Genomic DNA, 26,230 nt, shown 5'->3' with positions numbered 1-26,230 from the left:
ACAGAATTGACAATGCCTTTTAATGAAGCCGAACTTATCGAACTTGAACGTCGGATTGGATATCATTTTGAAAATCGTTCTCTTTTAAAAACCGCCTTATTACACAAGTCGGCGTTAGAAGGGAAAGAAGGGCATTGCAATGATAAGCTTGAGTGGTTAGGTGATGCGGTAGTCGGTTTATATATTGCCGACTACCTTTTTTCTCAGTACGAAAAACCACGAAGCTGGCTTTCTGCAATGAAAGCGAAATGGGCGAGCGAAGAAAGCTTGGCTCAGGTAGCTCGTAATATACACTTGGAACGATTTATCCTTCTCGGGAAAGGAGAAGAAAAGGGTCGAGGACGGGAAAAAAGTTCGATCATTTCCAGCGCGCTGGAAGCCTTGGTTGGTGCAGTATATTTGGATTCAAAATCTTTTGATATGACAAAGAATGTATTAGATACCATTTTTTCTTCTGAAGGCGGCCTTGAATTGGTTTTCCTTTCGGTTAATTATAAAAGCCTCTTACAAACCTGGTCACTTAAGGAACACGAAACTCTCCCATTTTATCAAGTAATTGAAGAATCTTTGGATCGAAAGAATTATCGTATCGCTGTTTTGATTAATGAGAAGGAATTAGCCATTGGTGAGGGCACCAATAAAAAAAAGGCTGAGCAGGAAGCGGCGCGTAAGGCGTGGGAAAAAATCATTGAAGAAAAATATGACCATCGTGATAATCCATGTTTTTAACTCATTTAAATGTTCAGGGTTTTAAATCATTTGCCCATCCGATTACCATTGAGTTCCACCCCGGTTTAAATGTTATTGTTGGTCCAAATGGTTCAGGAAAAAGTAATGTCATTGACGCTCTCCGCTGGGTGTTGGGAGATCATTTTCGGGAAATGAGAGTTTCCCAGGGAAAAGAAGTTATCTTTCACGGAGCAGCCGGAGCAAAACCGCTAGGAATGGCTTTTATTGAAACCCAATGGTCAGATAGCGAAAATTCTCCTTATTCTATTGGAAGGCGGATCTTTGCGTCGGGAGAGTCAGAGTATTTTTTAAATCAAAATCGGCTTCGCTTAAAAGATTTAAAAGAAGAATTACGGAAGATAGGTTTTTTGGTTGATAGTATCGGTGTAGCAGTAGTTGATAACACCAAACTCCAGACTTTGTTTGAATTTCGACCCAGTGACAAATTTTCCCTCTTTGAAATGGCCAGCGGCACTTATGCTGTCAAAGAAAAACTCTCATCGGTGAAATCTTCTTTAATTCGAATTGGTGAGAAAGTATTTCGTTTAAAAGAAAGGGAAAATGAGCTTAATCTACAGATTGAAAAAGTTGCTGAACATGCACGGCAGGAAGAAAAATACCTTTCTGAGGAAAAATTATTTATTGCTCTGCGTAAAGAATATTTTAATCTTCTTATTCAACAGCGATTAAAAAAGTTAAAAGGATTAGAGACTGAAAAAGAAGAAGTTGAAAAAGAGTTAAAACGGTTGGAGGAAGAAGGAACCAACCTTGATCTTTTGTTCAATAAACAAAAAGATTTGCTTCAAGAAAAGGAAAAATTTAAATCACAAATCCTTGAACGAATAGAGAGCTTAAGAGAAGAACAACGCTCCCTTGAGCAACAGATTTATTTTCATCTCACTGAAGCACGACATAGGGAAAAAAACAAGTTGTTAAATCGAGAAGCCTTAAATGAACTACAGCCAAAATTAGTTCTTCTTCGGAAGAACGTTGAAGATCTACGAAATAACCCCTTATATTTAGAGACCTTGGATGAGTTAGAAGGAAAAGAAAAAGAATTAGAGAAAAAGATTTCAGAGTTTAGAATTCGCAAGGACTCCAATAATGAGCAAATCAACCAACTCAAACAGGAATGGTCTCGGCTGGTAACCTCAATTGAATATCTTACTGAAGAATTGGCATCGATCGATCGAGATAAGAGCTCTCTCGATTCGTCATCAACCAAGCTGTTCCAACAAATCGAGAGCTTACAAAAACAGCTGTTAGCCCTTCAGGAAGAAAACCGAAAAATTTTCAAAAAGAAAGAGCAGCTCAAAGAGAAGTTAGACAGAAAAAAAGCCTTGTTGGGTAAAATACGAAATGGTCTTCGTGAATATGAGCCAGAGGGGAAAATCGACCAGAATATAGCCGACCGGTCTAAAAGTCTCATTCAAAAGGGTTGGCCGGGGAAAGTTGTTTATGCATTCAATTGGCTTTTCAAGGATTATACTGCTATTCTAAGAGCTGATGAGAATCTGAATTTGAACGCCATTTCATCGAAGGCTGGGCAGGGTTTTATCTATTTGGATGTTTTGCCTCCATCGGATTGCTGGGATATTTTCACCAAGAAGCAAATAATAGCTGCATTGGAAAACACGAAAGTTCCAGAGGTAAATATGATCAGCTCTGATGGAAATATTGTTTACCGTAGAGACGGAGTGTTGGTATTTCCACGAAAACTCATTACTAATCAGAGTGGGGTTCAATTTTATCGAAGTTGGCAGAAAAAGGGATCTACCCTTCAAAAGAGGATACAAGAAGGAGAAAAAGATATTTCAGCTTTTCTTACCAAAGAGAATCAACTGGAAAAAGAGCTGACCGAAATAAGAGGAGAATTGCAAATTTTGCGGCTTCGGTATGATGACTTGCAACAGGAAAAAAAGAAGAAAATTGAAAAAATCGAACTTATTAATCTGAAAAAGCAATCTTTTCTGAGCGAAAAAGAAGTCCTTGGCGATCAACTGGATCGGTTAGGATGGGAAAAAGAGGATATAGACAACGAAGTCAACCAATTGGAAGATGAACTAAGAGAAATACACAACAAACGATTTGAGAGAGAAAAGCTCCGATCAACCGAAGAAAGACTGCGGGGAGAGCTTGCTACCATCGAAACCCTCATTGAAAAATCGGTTTCTTCTCTTCAAAACATTGAAACCAGCCGCAAGCAATCGCTGGATGTCTGGAAGGAGATTATTTTTAAAGTAAAGAAATTAAATGAAGAATATCAGTTTGAACTGAATAGAAAAAAAGCGTCTTTGGTGGAAGTTGATGAAATCAGAGAAAAGTGTACCGATATTGAACTCTATAGAGAAAAGTGGAAAAATCAGCAAGATTCGCTTTCTCGTAAAAGGGAAAAATTGTATTTACAGAAAGAAAAATGGGATTTTGAAATTCAAGAGTATACCGCTCGACTTGATGAATACCAGGAATGGAAGACCGACGACATCCTTTTACCCTCTTATGCTGATCTTCATCACTTAGAACAGATAATTACCGAAAAAGAGAGCCATTTAAAAACCTGGGATATCCGCAGAGGTTCTATATCGCAGCTTTGTGATTTGGAAGAACGGCAAAGTTACCTAAACGAAAAATTAACTTTTTTCCAGGATGCTATGGTTCAATTTGAAAAGAATCGGTTTGAATGTGAGCTCTTGTGCCAAGAATTGTTTAGCGAATTTTTGATAGAGGTCAATTTCCACTTTCAGAAAAATTTTCAACGGGTATTTAATGGAGGTCGGGCGAAGATCGAAATTGAAGAACAAAATTTGGAAATCGTTATTCAAATACCCGGAAAGAAGAAACAAAGGTTGTCACTTTTATCCAGCGGAGAAAAGGCTCTTACCGCTCTCTGTCTATTTTTCGCCCTATTTAAATCCGGCGGTTATCGTTTTTGTTTTTTTGATGAAGTTGATGCGACCCTGGATCATTTCAACAGTATCCGGTTAGCGGACCTTATGAAAGAATTTTCTCGTGAGTGCCAAATTATTATCGTAACCCATCAAGAAGAAATCATGGAAGTATCTGACCGGATCATAGGAGTGACTATGGATGAACCGGGTATCTCACGAGTTGTTCCTCTTTCAGGCAAAAATTTATCACTTTTATCATCTCAAAATTAACCGACTATGATGTAAAATTTTAAAACTCATTACGAATAATTACCATCTATCCAATATTGAGAGGTATTACATGGAAGAAAAGAAAGGTATTTTTCATAAGTGGTTCAAAGGTGTTGAAAAAATTAAAGAAGGAGTAAAACAGCAATTTACCCGTTTATGGTCAGCTGATTCACTCCAAGAAGAAGATTGGGAAGCCTTGGAGGAGATGTTGGTACAAGCGGATTTGGGGCCAATTTTAGCTATGGAGTTGGTCGAAGAATTTCAGGAATTAAAAAAACAAAAAACAGAAAATGGAAATTGGCAGGATTGGCTGTATGGGAAATTAGCGAGCATTTTAGATGGAAATGATTCAAGCCTATTTTCATCTGCTCAAGCTGGAGCAATGAAAGCGATTTTATTGGCCGGGATTAATGGTGTAGGGAAAACCACCTTGGCTGGCAAATTAGCACGATACTATTCACTGCTGGGCGAAGAAGTTGCCTTGGTCGCAGCTGACACTTTTCGTGCTGCGGCAGTCGATCAATTGGAGATCTGGGCCGAAAGAGCAGGATGTTTCTTTTTTAAAGGTTCTCCTGGTGCCGACCCGGGGTCAATTATATTTGATGGGATCGAAGCAGCACGAAAAAAGAACCGAGGTTTTGTGATAATCGATACGGCTGGTCGATCGCATGTCAACAAGAATCTTTTGGCGGAATTGGAAAAAATGGGAAGAATTGTCCAAAAGAATTTCTCTCCGGAAAATATTGAAAATTTACTGGTAATTGATGCCATGGCCGGACAAAATGCCTTCCTTCAAGCCGAATCGATTGGTAAAGCTATTCCCTTGAATGGTGTCATTCTTTCGAAATGGGATAGTCAGGCCAAGGGAGGAATCGTTTTCCGTATAAAAAAAGAATTAGAGTTGTCGATTAAATATTTAGGAGTTGGTGAAAAAATCGAAGATCTTCAGCCTTTTGATCCCGATCAATTTGTTAAAGCCATTGTATATGACGAAGAAGTTCCTTGACAGCCGAAGCAGTGACGATTATTATCTTATTTGTCTTTCATAATTAAATAAAGAAATCCAGTTATGGAGTCAATGCATGTTTGAACAATTAATTAATAAATTTTCCGGAATATTTAAAAAGTTAAGAAGCAAAGGAAAGCTGAACGAACAAGATGTCGATGCAATATTAAAAGAATTACGGATGGTTCTCTTGGAATCCGATGTCCATTACCGGGTGGTTAAAGACCTCATCGCTCAAGTGAAAGAACGAGCCGTGGGAAAAGAAGTATTAGAAAGTGTTACACCGGGGGAAATGGTCATAAAGATTTTATGGGATGAAATTCGTAAGGTGTTAGGCGGTAATGTCAGCTCCTTGGAAACCGGTGGTGCGATGCCGGTTCTGATTATGTTGGTTGGGCTCCAAGGATCGGGAAAAACAACCACCCTTGGCAAATTGGCGGTTCGTTTAAAAAATCAAGGACTTTTTCCTTTGGCGATTTCAACTGATACTCGCCGTCCCGCTGCTAAAGAGCAGTTAGCGATTCTGTGTCACAATTCGGGGATTGATTTTTATGACGATACCAAAGCCTTGACTCCATTACAAATGATTCAAAGTGCTATACTTCATTCTCGGGAAAAAAGCTATGATCTCATCTTTATCGATACTGCCGGGAGGCTTCATGTTGAAGAAGAGCTTTTAGCTGAACTCAAAGAGGTAGTTGATACAATACCATTGAAAGAAATTTTACTGGTTTTAGATGCGACGACCGGTCAGGAAGCGGTTAAGGTTGCTCAATCTTTTAAAGAATGGGTCAATCCTACCGGGCTCATTTTATCAAAGGTTGATACCGATGCCCGAGGTGGAGCCGTATTGTCTATCGTTGCTCAAACCGGATGGCCGGTTAAATTTGCCGGAGTGGGTGAAAAAGTTGATCAGCTGGAAGTTTTTCACCCCGACAGAATGGCAAGTCGTATCATGGGGATGGGTGATACTCTAACCCTCATCGAAAAGATCGAAAGGTCGATTGACGAAGAAGAAAAGCAGAAAATTGGAAAAAAATTTGGGAAGAAAGAACTGGATTTAAATGATTTTATGGAGGAGTTAAAAAGAGTAAAAGAAATTGGCTCATTTGACGAAATTGTTGGAATGTTACCTGGTAATCTGCGAGGCGGGATTTCTCAGATTGATGGAGAGAAAAATATTAAGCGGGTTCAGGCAATTATTCAGTCGATGACGCCAGCTGAAAGAACCAATCCATCCCTAATTAACTCCAGCCGACGGCGAAGAGTAGCTCAGGGAAGCGGAACGACCATTCAAGATGTTAACCGATTATTAAAACAGTTTGAAGATTTTCGGAAACTTTGGAAGCAGATGAACCGTACGGGAAAAAATCCCTTTTCTAAACGAAAAGGATGGTTTGGGTGGAACGCATAGAAAACTTCATTATCTCATTTGGATTTCATCCAGCAGAATATATCTGATATAAAAAGAAAGGAGAATAACGATGGCAGTGAAATTAAGGCTCACTAAAATTGGGCGAAAGCATGCGCCCTATTACCGGATAGTTGCGATCGATTCACAAAAAGCACGAGATGGGAAACCAGTTGAAATATTGGGGAACTATTCACCGATAGTCAACCCACCTCTTTGGTCAGTCAATTTCGACCGAATTCAGTATTGGCTTAGCAATGGAGCAACGATGTCTGACAAGGTCAAGGCTTTGTTAAAACAGACGGAAAGGCCGGGTATAGAGTGAAGGATCTCGTAGAATACATGGTTAAGGCTTTAGTTGACAATCCGGAACAAGTGAAGGTTTCCGAGGTCCAAGGCGAACAATCGGTGATTTATGAAGTGCGAGTTGCTCCCGAAGATATGGGAAAAGTCATAGGGAAACAAGGAAGAATCGCTCGCTCGATTCGGACTATTGTTAAAGCTGCATGCGTTAAGAGCGGCAAGAAGGCGGTTGTTGAGATATTGGAATAGAAAAGAATAAGATTGCTGTCGGAAAATTTATTAAACCTCATGGATTAGCAGGAGGGTTAAAGGCCCTTCCATTTGGAGAAACATTAGATAGTTTTTCTCCTGGAAAGACTTTATTTATTGAAGACAAAGATCAATACCGTGCCCTGGTTGTCAAGAATTTTCAACCCATGGGCCGGTTTGTTCTTTTGTGGCTGATAGATTTGAGCACCAAAGAAGAAGTCGAATGGTTATCTGGTCAGTTGATCTGGAGAGAAAAGACCAAGGTTACTAGACCTGATAATCCAGATACCTATTTAGTTTACCAGCTAATAGATTTGAAAATCATGGAAAATGGCCAATTTTGTGGTATCGTTAGCGATGTCGTTGAAGGGTCAGCCTATGACTACCTGCAGGTAAATAGAGAAAATAGAGAGTTTTTAATCCCTTTTATCCGGGTTTATGTTAAACATATTGACCTTCAGGGAGGATACATAACTGTCGAGTGTCCGGTGGGTTTTTGGGAATGAAATTACGGATTGATATCATTACCCTGTTTCCGGAACTGATTCGATGTTTTGCCGAAACAGCAATTGTGAAAAGAGCACAAGACCGAGGCCTGGTATTCATCAAAGCCTATAATTTGAGAGCATTTTCTTCTGACCGTTATCGGACTGTTGACGATTATCCCTATGGTGGCGGGCCTGGAATGGTACTCAAACCAGAACCGATCTACCGAGCAGTTGAATTTATCAAAGGGATCACTGATTCTCAGCCTCGGGTTTTGATTACCAGTCCCCAGGGAAGAGTTTTTAACCAGTCCTTGGCAGAAAATCTTTCTCTGTGTTCTCATGTTATTCTTATTTGCGGACGCTACCAGGGGATTGATCAAAGGGTGGTTGAACTCTGCCAGGGAGAAGAAATATCGGTTGGCGATTATATCCTATCGGGTGGCGAATTGCCGGCAATGATAATCACCGAAGCGATAACCCGTTTAGTTCCCGAGGTTCTGGGTGACGAAGAATCGATTCATTTTGATTCCTTTTACGATCTGATATTGGGTCCACCTCAATATACCCGGCCTCGGATTTTTAAGGATAAAGAGGTGCCGGAGGTTTTAACCAGTGGGAATCATAGTTTGATTGAAGAGTGGAGGCGAAAGGAAGCCCTCCGAAAAACCCGGTTGGTTCGTCCGGATTTACTTGAGCGATCAAACGATGAAGTGGTTCAGGAACAGTAACTGTTGTCAAGTTTTAATCAGAATGGTATAGTATTGTTCGGCTTTTTGAGAATAATTTATTTATTGATCGATTACTTGTTTGAGAAACTGATTGTACCATTTCAATAGAATGAACAGTTGGTTTTCAGGAGGAGGTCCATAATGGATAAAGCAAGGTTGTTACGTTCGGTTGAATCAGCTTATATGAAAGAAGTTCCTGATATTGAACCAGGACAAACGGTGAGAGTTCATTTAAAAGTCGTCGAAGGCGACAAAGAACGTATTCAGGTTTTTGAAGGATTGGTTATCGCACTAAAAAGCTCTGGAATTAGTCGAACCATAACGGTGCGGAAAATGTCCTTTGGTATTGGTATAGAAAGAGTATTCCCAATCCATTCGCCCCGTATCGAAACCATTGAAATAATTCGTCGGGGTAAGGTGCGGAGAGCAAAGCTTTATTATCTCCGTGGGAAAAGCACCAAAGAATCAAGAATTGAGGAAAAACGCGAAAGGTAATTCGATCAGTGTCTTGAGAGAAATAGTTGAAACCGTTATTTGGGCACTCCTGATTGCTTTTGTTGTTCGGTATTTTGTAATAGAAGGATATTATATTCCTTCCGGTTCAATGAAACCGACTCTTGTACCAGGCAATAGGGTTCTCGTGGCAAAATTTTACTATGGCCTTTATCAACCTCATCGTGGTGATATAATTGTTTTCCGTTATCCCTCTGATAAGAAGAAAAATTTAATAAAGAGAATAATTGCTCTTCCTGGTGAAACAGTCCGAATAGAAAACGGCTTGGTATATATTAATGGGGTTTCCATTCAAGGAGATCAATTTAATCGAGAGTATGTAAACGTTGGGAGTTACGGAAGAGGAGAGCAGATTATACCGGAAAACTCCTATTTTGTTTTAGGAGATAATAGTCATAATAGTGATGATAGTCGATTTTGGGGTTATGTTCCGTTTAAAAACATTTTAGGACGTGCTTTTTTAATTTATTGGCCTCCCCGGTCAATTCAAATTTTACGTTGAAAATGCTGGAAAAAGACCTTTGGTTAAAAGGCTATCAATATGTTGGTGGAGTAGATGAAGCAGGGAGAGGGCCATTAGCTGGTCCTCTCGTATCGTGTTGTGTTATTTTTTCTCCCGGATGCATTCCTTCTGGTTTAACTGATTCCAAACTTTTAAGACCCTCGGGAAGAAACCATTATTATCAGCTTATCTGTAAGACTGCTTTTAGCCTCGGAGTAAGTATTGTTGGGGAGAAAATGATTGATTGTCTGGGAGTACAAAACGCCAATCTTTATTCCTTTCGAGAAGCCGTAATGCGAGCTACAGTAAGAAGAGCTCCCGATTTTGTAATTTTTGATTGGTTAAAGATTCCTGGATTAGATATACCCTCGATTTCAACTCCCCATGCGGAATTAAAAAGCTATTCGGTTGCGGCTGCTTCAATCGTAGCCAAGGTGGTTCGTGATTCCCTTATGGAAAACCAATATCAAGAACTTTATCCTGAGTATGGCTTTATCCATCACAAAGGATATGGTACTAAACTGCATCGGGATAAAATCGCTCAGCTGGGCATTGCGAATTGTCATAGAAGGAGCTTTTGTGGAAAGTACCTCTAAAAGAATCGGTCAGATGGGTGAGGAAATTGCCTCTCGAATTGTTACTCGGAGAGGCAAAATGAAAATTATTGAAAGAAATTATCGATCTCGGATAGGAGAAATCGATATTATTGCTCGGGACCGGAATACCTTGGTCTTTATAGAGGTAAAAACGCGAGCTGTCTTAAACGCTGGCTTTCCAGAGGATTCAGTTACTCAGTATAAACAAGAGAAAATTCGCAAAGTTGCTCTTTATTACCTCATGAGTCATGGATATAATCCCAATTCCATTGTTTTCCGATTCGATGTGGTTTCTATTACTTTCACCGGCAATGACTTTGCTCATCCGAGTATTAAATATTATAAAAACGCCTTCTAATCTTTAACCGGATTCGATACGTCAAGCTCCTTTTCAGAATTTTGCGAACTAATTGAAGGGCAATCCATTTCTCCCAACCAAAATCGATCACTACCATAAAAACCAATCATCCCCAATTTTTTGAGCTGCAGTAAGATTTAAATCCTCAAAAGTGACTCGATTTGAACTCGAAATACAATTAAAATAAATTTTTGCTGGTTGATGGGAAAATTGTGCATCATTTCCCGAAATGGTAATATTTTTGACGTATATTTCCCCCTTGGCAAAACAATTAGAAAAACCTCCACTCACCGTAATTAATCTCACTTTATTATACAGAGTATCCAGTTGGGAATAGGTGGGTCCATCGACAATCAGACAGGCTTGAGCATTGGAATAATCTAATTTAATTAAATAATCGACAAATTCCTGAATTTTTAGCTTGAGGGTTATTTCCTCAGTTTGCGGAACCGACGAGGTACAGCCAGTAAAAAAACAAAGCACAGCAATGAAAACCAATAGAAAAATCCTGTTTTGATAATTTTTCATAGGTAATCCTCCAAATTTTTTCTGCTCCCTCTTATTAAACCTCTTCTATATTAGAGCAGGGATAAGCTTTGGCTTATTTTATTATATTTTTTTAGGCAGGAGAAGGTTGAAGTGAGTAAGAAGAAAAAATACTGAACTCGTACCTCTTATTGCTAGTTGGAACCTGGTACTAAGTTTTGGCAGCAGATGAGGATGAATATATGTATTCGCTGATCAATTTCCCCCTTTAGAAAAGGGGTAAGGGGGATTTGAATTTTTTCTGCTCCGTCATTGCGAAAAGCGCAGCGACGTGGCAATCTCATCTTTTAATCATCGGGCGCAATAAATTCTCGCCCTTACGTTTTTAAAAAGTATTTTAATGTGGTTTGTTTTATCAAACCACTCTAATTTTCGTCATTCAGACTGTGTCACAATCCCTTTCATACACCAAGAAGAGCTTGAAAGTGGAGGATATATTCCATTTATCTTCATTTTTTTGGTTATCTATTCCCAATATTACTGTAAAATATTAACCTAAGTGGTGGTAAAAAATTTACAGAATAATTGTGACACAGTCTGATTGCGAGGAGCGTCCTGTGCGACGTGGCAATCTCATTTAGCCATTTTTTCATTCTAAGGAGTCCGGTGTCTTTTGCCAGACGACGTGAGAATCTCATCATTTCCGATTTCACAGTTCCACAATTCACCAGTTCCACAGCATTTAAAGGATGAGATCCTCACGCCCTCGAAAAGCGAGGGCTCAGGATGACGGAAAAGGCTTGTGAGATTGCCATGACCTCAAAAAACGAGGTCTCGCAATGACAGATTGGGTTCTCACGTCCTTAGATACAGAGGAGAGGGCGAGATAGGGAGAAAAAGGAGAAGGGAAGAGGGCTCAAAATGACCGATTAAAGAATTCATTTGATGATATTTTCAGGATAGTATCCTAAAGCTTGACCAATTGGAACTCAATAAGCTATCTTGGTGATACAATCAAGATAATTTTTAAAATATGGAGAAGCTATTGACTTGGTAAAAATGAATCCCCCGAATTCTCATTTAAAACTAAATAACCGGAACCATTCCAGTCGGTTGATTGAAATAACTGCAGAATTTGATACGGCGTTAAATCTTTTAGAAAAAACCTCCTCCCATCTGTTTATCACCGGAAAAGCTGGTACAGGAAAATCGACCTTGCTTGAAATTTTTCGAAATAACACTTCAAAAAAAGTAGTGGTTTTGGCTCCAACCGGAGTTGCCGCTTTAAATGTCAAAGGACAAACGATCCATTCTTTTTTTCGATTTAGACCGGATATTACTCTGGATAAAGTCGAAAAGCTACACAGCGATTTAATTGACATCTACCAACAGGTTGGCACAATCATTATTGATGAGATCTCAATGGTGAGAGCCGACCTTTTAGACTGCATAGACCGATTTTTACGGCTTAATTGCAAGAAAAGGGAAAAACCCTTCGGTGGGAAGCAAATGGTTTTCATTGGAGACCTTTATCAGCTTCCTCCGGTGATCAAAAGAGGGGAAAAGGATATTTTTAGAAACAAATATAAGACCGGATATTTTTTCTCAGCTCAAGCCTTTAACGACCTTCCTCTCACATTAATTGAACTGGATAAGATTTTCCGTCAGAAAGATGAAAAATTCATTGAAATTCTCAATGCCATACGGAATGGAACGGTTACCGATGAACATTTAAATACTCTTAATACCAGATATAATCCGGATTATAAACCAAACCCGGACGACTTTTGCATATCCCTCACCACCCGTAACAGTACGGCAAATAAAATCAATCAGGAGCAACTGGAAAAGATTTCCGGGACGCTCTATTATTTTGATTCCCAAATCGAAGGGAATTTTGAACCCCAGAACTTTCCTACCGAAGAGATTATCGGTTTAAAAGAGGGCGCTCAAGTCATGCTATTAAACAATGATCCCTCTGGTCGCTGGGTGAATGGAAGTGTCGGGAAAGTTGTTTTGTGTAATCAAGATAAAAAAAATGAGTCATCTTCAGTGATAGTTGAATTAACCGATGGAGATCTGGTTAAAGTGGAGCCATACACCTGGGAGATCTTCGAATACCAGTATGATGAAGGTGATTCTTTGATAAAAACCCAAACTCTGGGTTCTTTCACCCAGCTTCCCTTGCGGCTGGCTTGGGCGGTCACCATCCATAAAAGCCAGGGAAAGACTTTTGATCGGATTGTTCTTGATCTTGAGAGAGGGGCTTTTTCACCCGGGCAGGTCTATGTGGCTTTGAGTCGATGTACCTCACTTACAGGTATTGTACTCAAACAACCTATCCAGAAAAAACATATCTTTGCCGACTGGAAAGTATCGGAGTTTCTCACCCGCTATCAATACCGGATATCCGATGAAAAGATGCCATTAGAGAAAAAGCTGCGTTTTCTTCAAGAGGCTATTGAAGCCAAAAGAAAATTGGAAATTGTCTATCTCAAAACCAACGATGAAAAATCAAAACGGATAATCGAACCATTTTATTTAGGTGAACTCGAATACCAAGGAAAAAACTTTTTCGGACTCGAAGCCTATTGTTTTAAAAGAAAAGAGATGAGACATTTTCGAGTCGACCGAATTCTTGATATGAAAGAAGTTGAAATCTAATAATTCATAATATGACTAATTTGTTGAGAAAATATTGTAATGAATGAATAATTGAAAAGTTTTACACCGCTGATGTACCTTTCATTCTTGAAATAAGCGGTGCCTTGAAATGCCGTCACAAAAAGAAAAAACGAAGCCTTTCCCTAAATTACTGCTTGTTTTTAACTAATTATCCACTGTTTATCCACTAACATAAGCCCGTAGTAATGGATCATAACCCTAAAATTTCATTTAACCAATTTCATGAGTGTTGGGTGGCTTGTAAATTTGATCTTGTTTTTCTTGCTGGGGAATTGAAGTCAGAATTCGATGTGAAGAAAGGCCATTAAGGTGAAAATATTGGTTACATAGCGAAAGTTGAAAGTGATTGAAATTGTATTGGTTTTACTGCTTTTTATTACCAGCTTTCTCAGGCTTATCAACCTTTTTTGAAGAAACCTTGATTATTTCCTGGCTTAACTGGTTTATTTCTTTATTGATCTTGCGAATACGGTGGTTGATGAGAATAAGGAATAATAAAGGAAGAGATATAAGCAAGATATAGAAGAAAAGGGTACACAGGTTTATTTGATTTTCTGGTGTAAATGAAATTGAGGCCAAATTGTTTGTGTAGGATAAAATCCAAGAAGTTGAAAAGATAATGAAATTCCCCTCCTACTAAAATTTTAAAGTTATTAAATAACTTTAAAAAATAATTAATAGGTAATTAATATCACATTTAAAGAAAAAATTCTACACTTCAGATTTGGTCAACAGAGGTTTCTTTAATCTCAAATCTATCGATTGCCTTTAATAGTCCAGGTTGATATATAAATATTTCAGGCCATTTAACTTATAGGAAATTTTCTTAGAGATAAAAGAACCTTATTGATTGGTAGCATCTAAAATTAATAATGAGACTATGGCGAGGAAAGAAAAAAAATTAATGAGATTATACAAAAAAAGTCACGAGAAATGGTTTTTTAATGGATAGTCATTATTTATTATATTTTATATAATAAATATTATGAGGTAATTAAAATCATTAATTAATAAAAGAATAATGATTATAAAGTTGTTGTTCTGTCTAAACCAGTGAAGGGGGATGCGAATTGTTAGCGAAAATCTTAAGTGCGACTGCCATTGGAATCGATGCGACGATAGTTGAAGCCGAAATTGATGTTGGTCCAGGTATGCCTTCCTTTAACATTGTTGGGCTACCTGACACAGCAGTTCAGGAGGCACGAGAAAGAGTTCGCAGTGCTTTAAAAAATACTGGTTTTATTTTTCCAGCTCGTCGGGTAACCGTTAACCTGGCACCGGCATCGCTTCGAAAAACCGGAAGTGATTTTGATTTGGCTATTGCTTTGGGAATATTAACCGCTACCGATCAGACACGTTTTAATTCCGATCGAACCATAGTAGTTGGCGAGTTATCTCTTTCCGGTGAAATACGACCAGTCCACGGAATTCTACCGATCGCTCATGCTCTTTCAAAAGAAGCCAGTTCCTATCGTTTATTTGTTGCCAATGCCAATGCTCGCGAAGGGGCTATTGCTGGCAAAGTTGAGGTATATGGTTTTCGTGACATCAACCAACTGGCGGATTTTCTTAATGGAAATCAAGCTAAAAATCCAGTTACTATCGATCCTCAAAGTTTATTTCACCATACCAACCGTGATGATGATTTATCAGAGGTTAAAGGGCAGCGCCACGGAAAGCGAGCCTTAGAAATTTCAGCTGCCGGTGGCCATCACCTTCTCTTTGTCGGTCCACCAGGATCAGGGAAGACCATGTTATCCAGAAGGTTACCTGGATTACTCCCCTTATTATCCTTAGAAGAAGCAATCGAAGTAACAAAGATTCATAGCGTTGCCGGTCTGATATCCGGTGACCGACCCTTGGTTATTAGCCGACCTTTTCGATCTCCCCACCATACCATTTCCGATGTGGCTCTTATCGGTGGCGGTCAATGGCCGCGCCCTGGAGAAATCAGTCTTTCTCATCATGGAGTACTCTTTTTGGATGAAGTTCTGGAGTTTAAGAGAAATGTATTGGAAGCACTGCGGGAACCCCTTGAGGAAGGGAAGATAACCATCTCCCGAGCTAGCATGACCACCACCTATCCGGCTAAATTCACTCTGGTCGCCTCATGTAATCCATGTCCCTGTGGCTTCCTAGGTGATACCAAGAAAACCTGTACTTGTTCCACCTCTCAAATCATCCGCTATCGGAGCCGGTTATCCGGTCCTTTTTTAGACCGGATGGACCTCCAAGTCGAGATTCCCCGATTGGATTTTTCCGATCTTTCCTCGAATGCCACTGGTGAAAATTCAGAAGTGGTGAGAAAAAGAGTTGAGCAAGTTCGGCTTATCCAAAGAGAAAGGTATCAAAAAGAGGGAATTCATCTCAATGGAGAGATGAAAGTCCGGCATATGAAAAAGTTCTGTGTCTGTAGCCGAGAAGCTCACGATCTTCTTGAAAAGTCCATTGAAAGCTTGGCCTTGAGTGCTCGAGCCTATCATCGGATTTTAAAAGTTGCCCGGACCATCGCCGACCTTGACCGCTCAGAAAAAATTGATATTGAGCACGTTGCCGAAGCCATTCAGTATCGAACCCTGGATCGAAAATATCTGGAGTTTTAAAGATGAAAGACCTTCCTTTCTGGGTGGCGTTTAATCATTTACCAGGTATCGGTCCGGTTCGTTTTCAGAAAATAATCGAGACTTTTGGATCAGCAAGTGACGCCTGGAAGGCATCCCCCAAAGACCTCATCCACTGTCTCGGAGAAAAAATCGTTGAAGAAATTCTTCCGGTTAAACTGTCACTTCAGCCGGAAGAGGTTTTCCAAAAAATCCTCAAGCGGGGAATCCACATCCTCCCCATTTCCGATGAACGATATCCGGCTTTATTGAGAGATATAACCTATCCGCCCTATCTCCTTTATCAACGAGGAGATTTTGATTTTCGTTCCTCTAAAAAATGGATTGCTATGGTTGGAACCCGACGAGCGACTACCTATGGGAAAAAAGTTGCCAGGTACTTGGCTCGCTCTCTGGCTGAAGAGGGCTGGATAGTTGTGAGTGGTTTAGCTCTGGGAATTGATGGAGAAGCCCATTATGGTGCCCTGGAGGGAGAGGGAAAAACCGTTGCCGTTTTAGGAACTGGAGTTGATATCGTCTATCCAGGCTCGAACCGAGGATTAGCCGAGCGAATTCTTCATCAAAAGGGTGCCTTGATCAGCGAATTTGTTCCCGGTTTTGGACCACAAAAGGAAAGTTTTCCGGTCCGAAACCGACTCATTAGCGGTCTTTCTTTGGGAGTGGTGGTGGTTGAAGCTCCTTTAAAAAGTGGAGCAATGATTACCGTTAACTTTGCCCTGGAACAGGGGAGAGAAGTGATGTCCGTCCCAGGATCAATCTTTTCCTACCAGAGCGAAGGCACCCACCAACTCATCAACCAAGGGGCGCGCTTAGTCCACAATGTCGCCGATATTGTTGAGGAATTGGGATTTCTAGCCTCACCCCACTCAAAAATGAAGAAAAAAACAGCACTCCCCGATTTGGATGAAGACGAAAAAGAACTCCTCAATTTTCTGGATATTTCCGGTTGTTATCTTGAAGAACTTTTAACCAAAACTGGCTGGGATTCCGGCCGCTTTTACAAAGTTCTCTTATCCCTGGAGATGAAAAAAGTCATTCAAACCTTTGCCGGTGGGAAGATAGGATTGGTTTGATGTAAAATACAGGATTGACCCTCGTGTCACTTGTGTGACGCCACATAACGATGAAAATGGAGAGGATCTATCCTAATCAGTTTCAGTTTTTTAATCTTTTCAATCTTACGTCGTAAGCTGGTATCCTTGTTCGTTTACAGGATAGACCCTCATGCTGCATAGCAGCACCAGATGAAGATGAATATACCTATCTAAATCCGTCATTCAGACTGTGTCACAATTATCGGTTTTTTTGAACAAAAATAATAACTAAAAACTCAATAAAATCCTTATTCTACAAGGCATTTAGCCCATAATATGGTACAATAAAAGGGTAAGATAAAAGTATGAGAGTCAAGAAAGGATACCCCGATCATGGCATATCGATATGCGAATAGAAACCAACTCCAACTCTTCCCGTCGAGTATCGAAGACTACATTCCTCTCGATGATCCGGTCAGAGCCTATGATGCCTTTGTCGAAGCACTCGATCTTGAAAAGTTGGGATTGAACCTGGATCCCCACCAAGCCGGGAACCCCCAATACCACCCCAAGGTGATGTTGAAACTTGTGGTCTATGGCTATGCCTATGGGATCCGGAGTTCCCGAAAATTGGAACGAGCGAACCATCATAACCTCTCCTTTATCTGGCTGACCTCAGGGCTCACACCCGACCATAAGACCATTGCTGAATTCAGAAGAAAAAACCGCTCTCAGTTAGCCGAGGTCTTAAAACAGTGTGCGAAGATGTGTATCCAGCTCAATCTGATCGAAGGCAACACCCTCTTTGTCGATGGCAGCAAATTCAAAGCCAATGCCTCCATCAAAAAGAGCTGGGATAAGAAAAAAGCCCACAAAGTCCTCAAAGCGATCGATCAGCGGATTGCTGATATCCTCAACCAGTGTGAGACGGTCGATGAGGCTGAAAAGGGGTGTGGCTCTTTGGTCAAAATGGATCAGGAATTACAAGACCAAGACGTCTTAAAGACCAAAGTCCAGGGTATCTTAAAAGAACTGGAAACCAAAAAGCAAACATCCCTGAACACCACTGATCCGGACTGTACCCGGATCAATAGTCTTGCTGGAACTCACGCCGGCTACAGCGTCCAAAGTGTCGTTGATGAAAAGCACGGTCTGATTCTCTCCGCTGATGTCGTCAGTGAGAATAACGATCTCAATCAGTTCAGCCGACAGATCAACCAAGCCAATGCACTCTTAGAGCATAAGTGCCAGGTCGCCTGTGCTGATTCCGGTTATGCCTCGACCACGGAATTAGCGAAAATTGACCAGCAAGGGATCAAAGTCGTCGTTCCCTCCCAAAGACAGGCCTCAGAAAAAATACCGTCTCCTTTTGCCAAAGACCAGTTTAGCTATGATAAGATCCATGATTGCTATATCTGCCCCGAAGGACACACACTCACCTTTTCTCATCTTAATAAGAATAAAAAAAACGGTCATAAACACTATCTGATCTCAGCCAAGAAAATCTGTTTAGCTTGTCCCCATTATGGGGTTTGTACTTCCTCTCAACACGGGAGGAAAGTCATCCGACTGGCGAATGAAGAACTCAGAGAAAAGTTCGAGGCCCAGTATAAAGAGCCTGAGTCCCAAGCAATTTACCGAAAAAGAAAAGCCAAAGTCGAGCTTCCCTTTGGACATATCAAACGTAACTTAGGTGTGAATGCCTTCCTCTTAAGAGGCCTGCCAGGAGTCAAAGCCGAAGCGTCACTCTTTGGGACCTGTTTTAACCTGGTTCGGATGATCACCCTCCTCGGGGTAACCACCTTAGTGAGTCTCTTGAAAGAGATAGGAGGGAAATATCCCACCTCTTTAGGGGGTATCGGATAAAAACCAACCAGAATTAGCTAAGATCGAGTCTAATACCAGCCGAGATCTATTCTTAGCTTAACTTTTATCTGAAATTTTTTGAATCTACGAAAGATTACGGCTAAATAGTGACAGATGTGACACAGCCTGATTGCGAGGAGCGTCTTGTGCGACGTGGCAATCTCTACCATCCACTTAGTCATTCTGAGGAGTCCGGTGTTTTTGCCGGACGACGTAAGAATCTCATCATTTAAAGTATTTATGAAGAAAAAACTTAAAAGATGAGATCCTCACGCCCTCAAAAAGCGAGGGCTCAGGATGACCGATTAAAGGCACACCCCCCTTTATCCCCCCTCAATGGGGGAATTTATAAGATGGTATTTTCAGGATAGAATTTACCATTTTGAAGGAGGCCTCACTTCCATCACCTTCTATATTGGGTGATGATTATGGTCCCAAAAAAGAATAAGATCGACCGAAAACAAGCCAATCATTGAAAAATTCGTTTTTCACTCCAGAAGAAGATAATCCGAACAGACCAAGGTTTACCTTTTGGAAATGAAGTTTTTCAAGTCTAAACCAATGATATTCCTTTGTGGTTTTTTCTGAATTTGGTTGAAAAGAGTTAAAAGAGAAAGGGACTTACGCTCAAAGAATAGTAAATATTTGGTGTGTTTTTGATTATATTAACGAATGATAATTAACAAACAGCAAATTTCAAGATAAGGGTGGGAAACTAAACCAGCAATCAAAGAGGGTATGAACCAACTGACATTATTGCAAAGCTCCATTATAAAGTTTAAGAAGGACTATTGAAGATATTGCTCTTTATGAGATCTACTTTTTTTCTATGCTAATTTGGCTAGAAAGAAAGGTGTTTCCATTCATAAATTCTTTGAAATAATGGATTTTAACAGAGATTTTAATTCAAAAGTTGGTTTAGTAAGTCAATAAAATATTATAAATATAAAAAACTATGAAACAAGGAAACATGTTAAATACTAAAAAAGGAATAATTCAAATCAAAACAACCCGTAGTCTTGCGTTCTGGTTATAATTTGTACCAGCAATAACTTTAATTCTGTTGGTAGGATTCAAAGTGATAAAATTCTAACGATTAATTCTCGTTGCAATCCTCCTTCGCCCTTGGTGGAGACGGGCTCCCTCTGCCGAGGGTGGCTTTATAGATACTATATAACCTCCGGTGTAAAAACCGGGGGATTTTTTTATTTCTTCCCAATCATTTCTTTGCTGAGATCACTTATGGCTTGCGCTGATAAATAGCCTGCATTGGCAAGCCGGTGAATGACTTTTATGGAATCAATATCATTAAGTTGTGATTTTTCAATGGTTCTTTCAATCCAATAAAGATCAGCCTTTATGCGAGCAACATAATTTTGGGTTTGAGTGAGTTCTGGCATAAATTTTACCTCCTAAAAACATCATAGAATGGTTTTTTGGTTTTGTGGAAAATACGCAAAAATATTTTTGCAGGGGTGCTGGGTTAAGAATAGTTGGGAATTTAATGGACAGTATTTTATTTTTAAGAATATGAGAAACTAAATTTTGTTATTAAAAATAGCTTCATTTTACTAATAAAATTGGTTTTTTTGACGATATTTACTCTATGGGCCCATTTTTTAGAATTTTGAACAAAAATAAAAAGTTATTATTCATTATCGTAGTTGTCTCCTATGGAGTCTTAATCCCCTTTTTATCTGTTAATTTTGGTATTCCCGAGAGAGGGATCATGGGAACCATTTTAATTTTTTTATCAACCATGGTATGGGGGTTAACGGGAGGCTTGATCGCTGCAACTTACTCAATCATAAACTTGGGACTCTATATATCAAAAAGCCCCAGGACAATTGATCCTTCTTTTATGATTCTGGGAACATTCCTGTATCTTTTCATCGGTATTGCCTTGGGACGATTGTTGGATGTAACTCGAGACCAAAAAGCTCACCTTGTTAAATTGCTGGAATCCCTTGAACAGAAAGAAATAAAATACCGTTATTTATTTGATTCGATTGTTGATGGATTATTCGTTTTTGAGATAAGCGATGTCTATGGTGAGATAAAAATATTAAGTGCAAACTCAATCGTCTGTGACATGTTCGGGTATGAGAGAGAAGAGCTTTTTAAAGTACCTTTCTACGAATTAATCGATAAAAACTACCAGGAGAGGATGAAGTATATTTTCAGCAAGCTTTACCATGCTGAAAGCGAGCTCCTTTTTGAAACCACTTTTATAGCAAAGAATGGTCATAAAATGGTTACTGAATGTCATTGTAATTCATATCGGAAAAATGGAAAAGTATATGGAAATTGTGTTGTGCGGGATATCACCGAAAGAAAAAAAGTCGAGGAAAAGATAAAATATTTAACCTTTCATGATTCATTGACCGGTATATACAATCGAGCCTATTTTGAAAATGAACTGGAAAAATACGATAATCCGAGATACTTACCGATGAGCATTATTATTGGAGATATGAATGGCCTTAAATTGGTGAATGATGCGTTTGGCCACGATGAAGGAGATAGAATGCTTAAAATTACTGCGAAATGTTTAAAAGTATCCTGCCGGCAGGGAGATACCGTTGCTCGCTATGGAGGAGATGAATTTGTCATTCTCCTTCCCAATACCTCCAACCAGGAAGCCGAGAATATAATCGACAGGATTAATATAAACATTAGTGATGCTCAGGTAGAACCAATCCCTCTCAGCATTGCTTTGGGATCTGAAACGAAAATAACCGACAATCAAGATATTCATTTAATTCTCAAACAAGCTGAAGATAAAATGTATCAACAGAAATTAATAAGCGAGCAAAGTAACCGATCGGCGGTCATTGCCACCCTGGAAAGGACGTTAATCGAGGTGAGCGAAGAGACCGAATTACACGCTGTAAGACTTCAAACATTATGTGAAAAGATGTGCGAAAAATTAAATTTAACCGGCTCGTTACGAAGCGAACTTCGCTTGCTGGCCGTTCTCCATGATATCGGGAAAGTTGCCATACCACAAACAATTTTAACCAAGGATTCAGAGCTTTCTTTGGATGAGTGGAAACTCATTCGACAGCACCCGGAAGTTGGGTATCGAATCACCCAATCATCTCCTGACCTAGCCTTTATTGCCAAAGGTATTCTTGCCCATCATGAAAGGTGGGATGGAACCGGATATCCTCGGGGGTTAAAAAAAGAGGACATTCCACTATCATCCCGGATTCTTGCTATTGTTGATGCCTATGACGTCATGATTTCTGGTCGTGCTTATAAACAAAAAATGAGCAAAGAAGAGGCTATTGAAGAAATTAAAAGGGGAGCTGGTACACAGTTTGATCCAGAGCTTACCAGGGTCTTTCTAGAGATCGTTACCAATGAAACGTAGCAGTTTTTTCAAATTATAGAGCAGTAGAAAGATTTATTCTTTGCTAGGGAGTGATTCGTTGGATCACTCCCGATGCAATTACCCCATAACCCGGGTCATCGTACCCGGGTTAATTATTTCTGTAGCTGCAAAGGATCATCTAGTAAGTTCTTTGTTTAGGAGATTAAAAACTTCAATAAATTATCGCAGATGACTAAAAATAAAAAATTACTATTTTATCGTGGTAACGATAGATAGGGGCTTATCAAAATTTAAAGTGATTCAATTCGAACTATAAAGTGTAAAAAGAGAATTATGCTATTATATAAAAAAATAGCTTATCTAATAATTACTATTTTAAGCAATGGATTATATCGCCACTAAACCAAAGGGTTAGATAAGCAGGGAGGTCGTGGCTATTTCAAATTTATTTATCATTGGTGCAGGCTTTACAAAAGCGATTTGCGATAATGCGCCATTGAATAAAGATTTCCTGGAAAAGGTTGTAGGTCCAGAACCAGATAATTCTCCACTTGGGAGGATTTGGTCAGAATATGGTTTGTCAGATATCGAAATACTTTTAACCCGATTCGATCTCGATCTTCATAATGAAACTGGTTGCTTTACGGAAAATGACCGGAAAGACATTAACGAACAAATTGCAAAATATTTTAGTCGTTTTAGATTTCAGATTGATGCCAAATTTCTGGATAAAGTTAGATGGTTATTACCGTTTATTCATATCCTTTCGGACAATGACGTTATAATTTCTCTAAACTACGACTGTTTTCTCGAAGGATTTCTTGATTATTACGAGGTATGGAGTCCGAGAGGTGGTTATCACATTATTAAAAATATGAATGATGATTCGTTACCTGAGAATCAAAGGAATATTCAAATTCTCAAGATTCATGGCTCTGAGAATTTTCGTGAGGCTTCATTTTTCAAAAAACCAGAGTCGATGTATGTAGACGTTGAGATCAACTCTACATTGTTTCCCAGGTCAGGAAAAAACCAACAACTTTGGGGAGGGTTGGATTCTAGCCCGTATGTAATTGCCCCGTCATTCATCAAACAGTTTGCATTGGAGCTTCAATATCTACTGTTAGATGCAATCCAATTTGCCAAAATCGCTACGAATATAATTATCATCGGGTGTGGCCTACGTCCTGAAGATAGTCACCTACAGTTGGTTCTGAACGGATTCTTGAAAGATCCGTTATGGAAAAAGAAGCGGATTTTTATTGTAAGTCCTGATGCGTGTAAAAAGAAAAAGGAGATTGAACAGTTCTGGGGAAGAAAAATCTTTAACCAGGAAAACTTAATTATTTGGAATTCAGTTTTTGATGAGAATGCTATTCTTTGGCTAAGCGAGAAGCTGCGAAACTAACCAATCTAAAATGCTACTATAGTATATAATCTCCTTTATGAAACTAAAAGTTTTGAGTAGATAACCCACAAGAATTTTAAAATTGAGCGACATTAATTTGTAGCTTAAGGCACCTTAAGTAATCTGAAGAGCTGTGTGGTGCAGTTGTCCAATTGCCGCATAGGATAAACATACGGTGTTACAGCAATGAACAGCAATAAAAGGCAGTACTAAGAAAGAGGAGAGCCGTGGCAGTCAGTTTAAAATTTATTATTAGGGCAGTTTGCCTAGTTTATGAGCATGACTGACGTTCCATCTCAAGGATAGATAGGACGAAGGAATTAGGCTCAAAGATGCCGTAAGACATTGGAGGTTTTTCGCCTGGAGCTAATGTGGGATCCAAATGGCCAAGATATAAACCAACATCGATTTGTTCCCCATGCACGGAAACACTCAGCGATCGGGTATTAAACTATTCCTAGAGAAATACACTCATCAGATCAAAGTGAAAATTTAAGAAAAACGAAGATAATAAGAGAAAAAGAGAGTTAATTAAAGGAGGAAAATGAGTTGAAAAAAATGATTAAGATGCCAAAACTTAGCGCTAATATGGAAATGGGAGTTCTTGTGGCATGGAATAAACAACCCGGAGAAACCATTGAAAAAGGCGAAGTGATTTTTGAAGTGGAAACTGATAAGGTAGTCATCGAGATTGAAAGTATGGTAAATGGAACGTTAGAGGAAGTTTTTTTTGAAGAGGGCGATGAAGTAGGTATAAATGAAGTAGTAGCAGTACTTGAATGCGGAGAGCAAGATGGAGAAAATGGATAAAAGACCAGATTGGCTGAAAGTCAGTTATAATAAAGGCGCTGTAGATGAAATAAGTAATCTGATGGCAAATCTTAAATTGAATACGGTTTGCAAAGAAGCTAACTGCCCTAATCTTGGGGAATGTTATAAAAAGAATACTGCTACATTTATGATTTTAGGTAGTATTTGTACAAGGCATTGCAGATTCTGCAATGTTTCAAAAGGCTGCGTTGAGGCAGTTGATCCTAATGAACCACAGCATTTAGCCGAGGTGGTAAAAAAGCTTGGTTTGAAGCATGTTGTAATAACAAGCGTAACCAGGGATGATTTGGAAGATGGGGGAGCAGCTCATTTCGCAAAGACCATTCAGGCTGTCAGGGAATTAAATCTGGCTACGACTATAGAAGTGCTTATTCCTGATCTAAAAGGTATTGTTGCACATCTGGACATTGTAATCAAAGCAAATCCAGAAGTTATCAACCATAACATCGAAACCGTGAAATCGTTATACAGCAAGGTCCGCCCGGAGGCAGATTATGATCGCTCTATGTATGTACTAAAATATGTTAAGGATAAAGCTCATCATATTCTTACCAAAACTGGTATTATGGTTGGGCTAGGAGAAACAGATGAGCAGGTTTATGAGGTTATGGATGACAGTTTGAAGGCTGGGTGTGATATTTTTACAATAGGTCAATATCTGCGTCCTTCAAAGCTGCATATTGAAATGAAGGAATATGTGAAACCGGAAAAGTTTGTTGAATATAAAAGAGTAGGAGAGGGAAAAGGCTTTAAATATATTGCTAGCAGTCCTCTGGTGAGAAGCTCTTACAACGCGGGAGAAGCTATAAACATGGGAAAGGAAAGATAGAATGATTTATATTGAAAATACTTCGACAAACCCATATTTTAGTTTTGCACTGGAATATTATCTCATAACAGAGAAACAGCTTCCGGAAGATCAAATATTCATATTCTGGAGAACTGAACCTACTCTTATGATAGGAAAATATCAGAACACAATTGAGGAAATCAATGAGAAATATGTGAAAGAACATCAAATCAATGTTGTCAGAAGAATCACCGGAGGTGGAACGATTTATACAGACATGGGTGGATGGCAGTTCAGCTTTATAACAAAAGGCGAAGCTGATCAGATTGATTTTGCTAAATACATACATCCAATAATCTTGGCACTTAATAAAATAGGTGTAAAAGCAGAATTTAACAGTAGGAATGATCTTGTCATAGAAAATAAAAAGTTTTTGGGTAATGCACAATGCATGAAGAGCGGATATACGCTGCATCACGGCTCATTGCTTTTTGATACCGATTTTGAGCAGATGGTGAGGTCCATAACCGTGGATGAACATAAAATCATCTCCAAAAGCATAAAATCAGTTCGTGACAGGGTTACCAACATTTCTGAGCATTTGGCTATACCTATTGACGGATTGGAATTTAAGAAGCTCATGGTGCAGAGTATTATGAACAATTCGAATCATGAATACAAACTGAATGAAAAGGATATAAACAGAATAAATGAAATCGCTAAAGAAAAGTTTGAAAGCTGGGATTGGAATTATGGCCAATCACCAAAATTTAATATCACCAGAACAGGATATTTTGACGGCGGTAAAATGGAGTTCAAACTCGACGTAAATAAGGGTATCATTGAAAGCTGTAATGTTTATGGGGATTTCTTCGGTTCCATAGATGCTTCTGTAATCTGCGGTGCTTTAGTTGGTTGCAGGTACGATAAAGAAAGCATAAAGGCTGCTTTAGATCAGTATGATTTGAAAAAAGCCTTTTATAAAATCGGCTATGAAGAGCTGATTAGTATTATCTGTTAGAAACAGGCAATTAAAATATTAATATCCCTTTAAAATCAACATTTTTCACCATTTATTTTGGTGCGAAAGTTGAGTAATGATAAAAATTATTGGGTAAAAATAGATAGAAC

The 26,230-nt window shown here is 39.2% G+C and carries 23 protein-coding genes; 21 read left to right on the top strand and 2 right to left on the bottom strand.

Features of this window, described 5'->3' with window-relative positions:
- Positions 1-12: 12 nt before the first annotated feature.
- From rnc to RT761_RS00350, 12 genes are all read left to right on the top strand, one after another.
- Positions 13-729: a ribonuclease III gene (rnc, locus tag RT761_RS00405; protein WP_218112123.1), complete on the top strand. Its 717-nt coding sequence runs from the start codon at positions 13-15 to the stop codon at positions 727-729.
- Positions 720-3,887 (top strand): AAA family ATPase, encoded by a 3,168-nt coding sequence (locus RT761_RS00400; RefSeq protein ID WP_218112122.1) that lies wholly within the window; start codon positions 720-722, stop codon positions 3,885-3,887. Before rnc ends, RT761_RS00400 begins: the two co-directional genes overlap by 10 nt.
- 70 nt (positions 3,888-3,957) lie before the next feature.
- Positions 3,958-4,893, top strand: coding sequence for a signal recognition particle-docking protein FtsY (gene ftsY, locus RT761_RS00395; protein ID WP_218112121.1), 936 nt, complete (start codon positions 3,958-3,960; stop codon positions 4,891-4,893).
- Between the two features lie 76 nt (positions 4,894-4,969).
- Positions 4,970-6,307, top strand: coding sequence for a signal recognition particle protein (gene ffh / locus RT761_RS00390; RefSeq protein WP_218112120.1), 1,338 nt, complete (start codon positions 4,970-4,972; stop codon positions 6,305-6,307).
- Between the two features lie 70 nt (positions 6,308-6,377).
- Complete coding sequence (gene rpsP, locus RT761_RS00385) at positions 6,378-6,629, top strand: 30S ribosomal protein S16 (RefSeq protein WP_218112119.1); 252 nt, start codon at positions 6,378-6,380, stop codon at positions 6,627-6,629.
- Positions 6,626-6,856: a KH domain-containing protein gene (locus tag RT761_RS00380; protein WP_218112118.1), complete on the top strand. Its 231-nt coding sequence runs from the start codon at positions 6,626-6,628 to the stop codon at positions 6,854-6,856. The genes rpsP and RT761_RS00380 overlap by 4 nt, the downstream gene beginning before the upstream one ends.
- Complete coding sequence (rimM, locus tag RT761_RS00375; RefSeq protein WP_218113378.1) at positions 6,847-7,362, top strand: ribosome maturation factor RimM; 516 nt, start codon at positions 6,847-6,849, stop codon at positions 7,360-7,362. Before RT761_RS00380 ends, rimM begins: the two co-directional genes overlap by 10 nt.
- Positions 7,359-8,072 (top strand): tRNA (guanosine(37)-N1)-methyltransferase TrmD, encoded by a 714-nt coding sequence (gene trmD / locus RT761_RS00370; RefSeq protein WP_218112117.1) that lies wholly within the window; start codon positions 7,359-7,361, stop codon positions 8,070-8,072. The genes rimM and trmD overlap by 4 nt, the downstream gene beginning before the upstream one ends.
- 141 nt (positions 8,073-8,213) lie before the next feature.
- Positions 8,214-8,567, top strand: coding sequence for a 50S ribosomal protein L19 (rplS, locus tag RT761_RS00365; protein WP_218112116.1), 354 nt, complete (start codon positions 8,214-8,216; stop codon positions 8,565-8,567).
- Entirely contained in the window at positions 8,545-9,087 is a 543-nt protein-coding gene (lepB, locus tag RT761_RS00360) for a signal peptidase I (RefSeq protein ID WP_218112115.1), read from the top strand. The genes rplS and lepB overlap by 23 nt, the downstream gene beginning before the upstream one ends.
- Before the next feature lie 2 nt (positions 9,088-9,089).
- Positions 9,090-9,683, top strand: a complete 594-nt coding sequence (locus RT761_RS00355) for a ribonuclease HII (RefSeq protein WP_218112114.1) — start codon at positions 9,090-9,092, stop codon at positions 9,681-9,683.
- Positions 9,667-10,041, top strand: coding sequence for a YraN family protein (locus RT761_RS00350; protein WP_218112113.1), 375 nt, complete (start codon positions 9,667-9,669; stop codon positions 10,039-10,041). The genes RT761_RS00355 and RT761_RS00350 overlap by 17 nt, the downstream gene beginning before the upstream one ends.
- 90 nt (positions 10,042-10,131) lie before the next feature.
- On the opposite strand, the gene RT761_RS00345 is transcribed toward RT761_RS00350, so the two are convergent.
- The gene (locus RT761_RS00345) at positions 10,132-10,569 is read right to left on the bottom strand and encodes a hypothetical protein (protein WP_218112112.1); all 438 of its coding nucleotides are present in this window, start codon (positions 10,567-10,569) and stop codon (positions 10,132-10,134) included.
- A 1,017-nt stretch (positions 10,570-11,586) separates the two neighbouring features.
- On the opposite strand from RT761_RS00345, the gene RT761_RS14150 reads away from it, so the two are divergent.
- The 4 genes from RT761_RS14150 (at position 11,587) to RT761_RS00325 (ending at position 18,733) form a co-directional block, all read left to right on the top strand.
- Complete coding sequence (locus RT761_RS14150; protein WP_281388053.1) at positions 11,587-13,191, top strand: AAA family ATPase; 1,605 nt, start codon at positions 11,587-11,589, stop codon at positions 13,189-13,191.
- A 1,091-nt stretch (positions 13,192-14,282) separates the two neighbouring features.
- Positions 14,283-15,815: a YifB family Mg chelatase-like AAA ATPase gene (locus RT761_RS00335; RefSeq protein WP_218112110.1), complete on the top strand. Its 1,533-nt coding sequence runs from the start codon at positions 14,283-14,285 to the stop codon at positions 15,813-15,815.
- A gap of 2 nt (positions 15,816-15,817) precedes the next feature.
- Positions 15,818-16,906 (top strand): DNA-processing protein DprA, encoded by a 1,089-nt coding sequence (dprA, locus tag RT761_RS00330; protein WP_218112109.1) that lies wholly within the window; start codon positions 15,818-15,820, stop codon positions 16,904-16,906.
- A gap of 354 nt (positions 16,907-17,260) precedes the next feature.
- A complete protein-coding gene (locus RT761_RS00325) occupies positions 17,261-18,733 on the top strand; it encodes an IS1182 family transposase (RefSeq protein ID WP_218112108.1) in 1,473 nt (490 codons plus the stop codon).
- 1,205 nt (positions 18,734-19,938) lie between these two features.
- Here RT761_RS00325 and RT761_RS00320 read toward each other — a convergent pair.
- Positions 19,939-20,133: a hypothetical protein gene (locus RT761_RS00320; RefSeq protein WP_218112107.1), complete on the bottom strand. Its 195-nt coding sequence runs from the start codon at positions 20,131-20,133 to the stop codon at positions 19,939-19,941.
- A 329-nt stretch (positions 20,134-20,462) separates the two neighbouring features.
- On the opposite strand from RT761_RS00320, the gene RT761_RS00315 reads away from it, so the two are divergent.
- The 5 genes from RT761_RS00315 (at position 20,463) to lplA (ending at position 26,120) form a co-directional block, all read left to right on the top strand.
- Positions 20,463-22,109, top strand: a complete 1,647-nt coding sequence (locus RT761_RS00315; protein WP_218112106.1) for a sensor domain-containing diguanylate cyclase/phosphohydrolase — start codon at positions 20,463-20,465, stop codon at positions 22,107-22,109.
- A gap of 391 nt (positions 22,110-22,500) precedes the next feature.
- The gene (locus RT761_RS00310) at positions 22,501-23,478 is read left to right on the top strand and encodes an SIR2 family protein (protein ID WP_218112105.1); all 978 of its coding nucleotides are present in this window, start codon (positions 22,501-22,503) and stop codon (positions 23,476-23,478) included.
- Positions 23,479-24,036: 558 nt separating this feature from the next.
- Positions 24,037-24,288 (top strand): biotin/lipoyl-containing protein, encoded by a 252-nt coding sequence (locus RT761_RS00305; protein ID WP_246465256.1) that lies wholly within the window; start codon positions 24,037-24,039, stop codon positions 24,286-24,288.
- The gene (gene lipA / locus RT761_RS00300; RefSeq protein ID WP_343073759.1) at positions 24,281-25,138 is read left to right on the top strand and encodes a lipoyl synthase; all 858 of its coding nucleotides are present in this window, start codon (positions 24,281-24,283) and stop codon (positions 25,136-25,138) included. The genes RT761_RS00305 and lipA overlap by 8 nt, the downstream gene beginning before the upstream one ends.
- A gap of 1 nt (position 25,139) precedes the next feature.
- Positions 25,140-26,120, top strand: a complete 981-nt coding sequence (lplA, locus tag RT761_RS00295) for a lipoate--protein ligase (RefSeq protein ID WP_218112102.1) — start codon at positions 25,140-25,142, stop codon at positions 26,118-26,120.
- Positions 26,121-26,230: the final 110 nt, after the last annotated feature.

The sequence above is a fragment of the Atribacter laminatus genome (genome assembly GCF_015775515.1).
GTDB lineage: Bacteria > Atribacterota > Atribacteria > Atribacterales > Atribacteraceae > Atribacter > Atribacter laminatus.
This window is presented reverse-complemented; position numbering and strand designations above follow the sequence as displayed.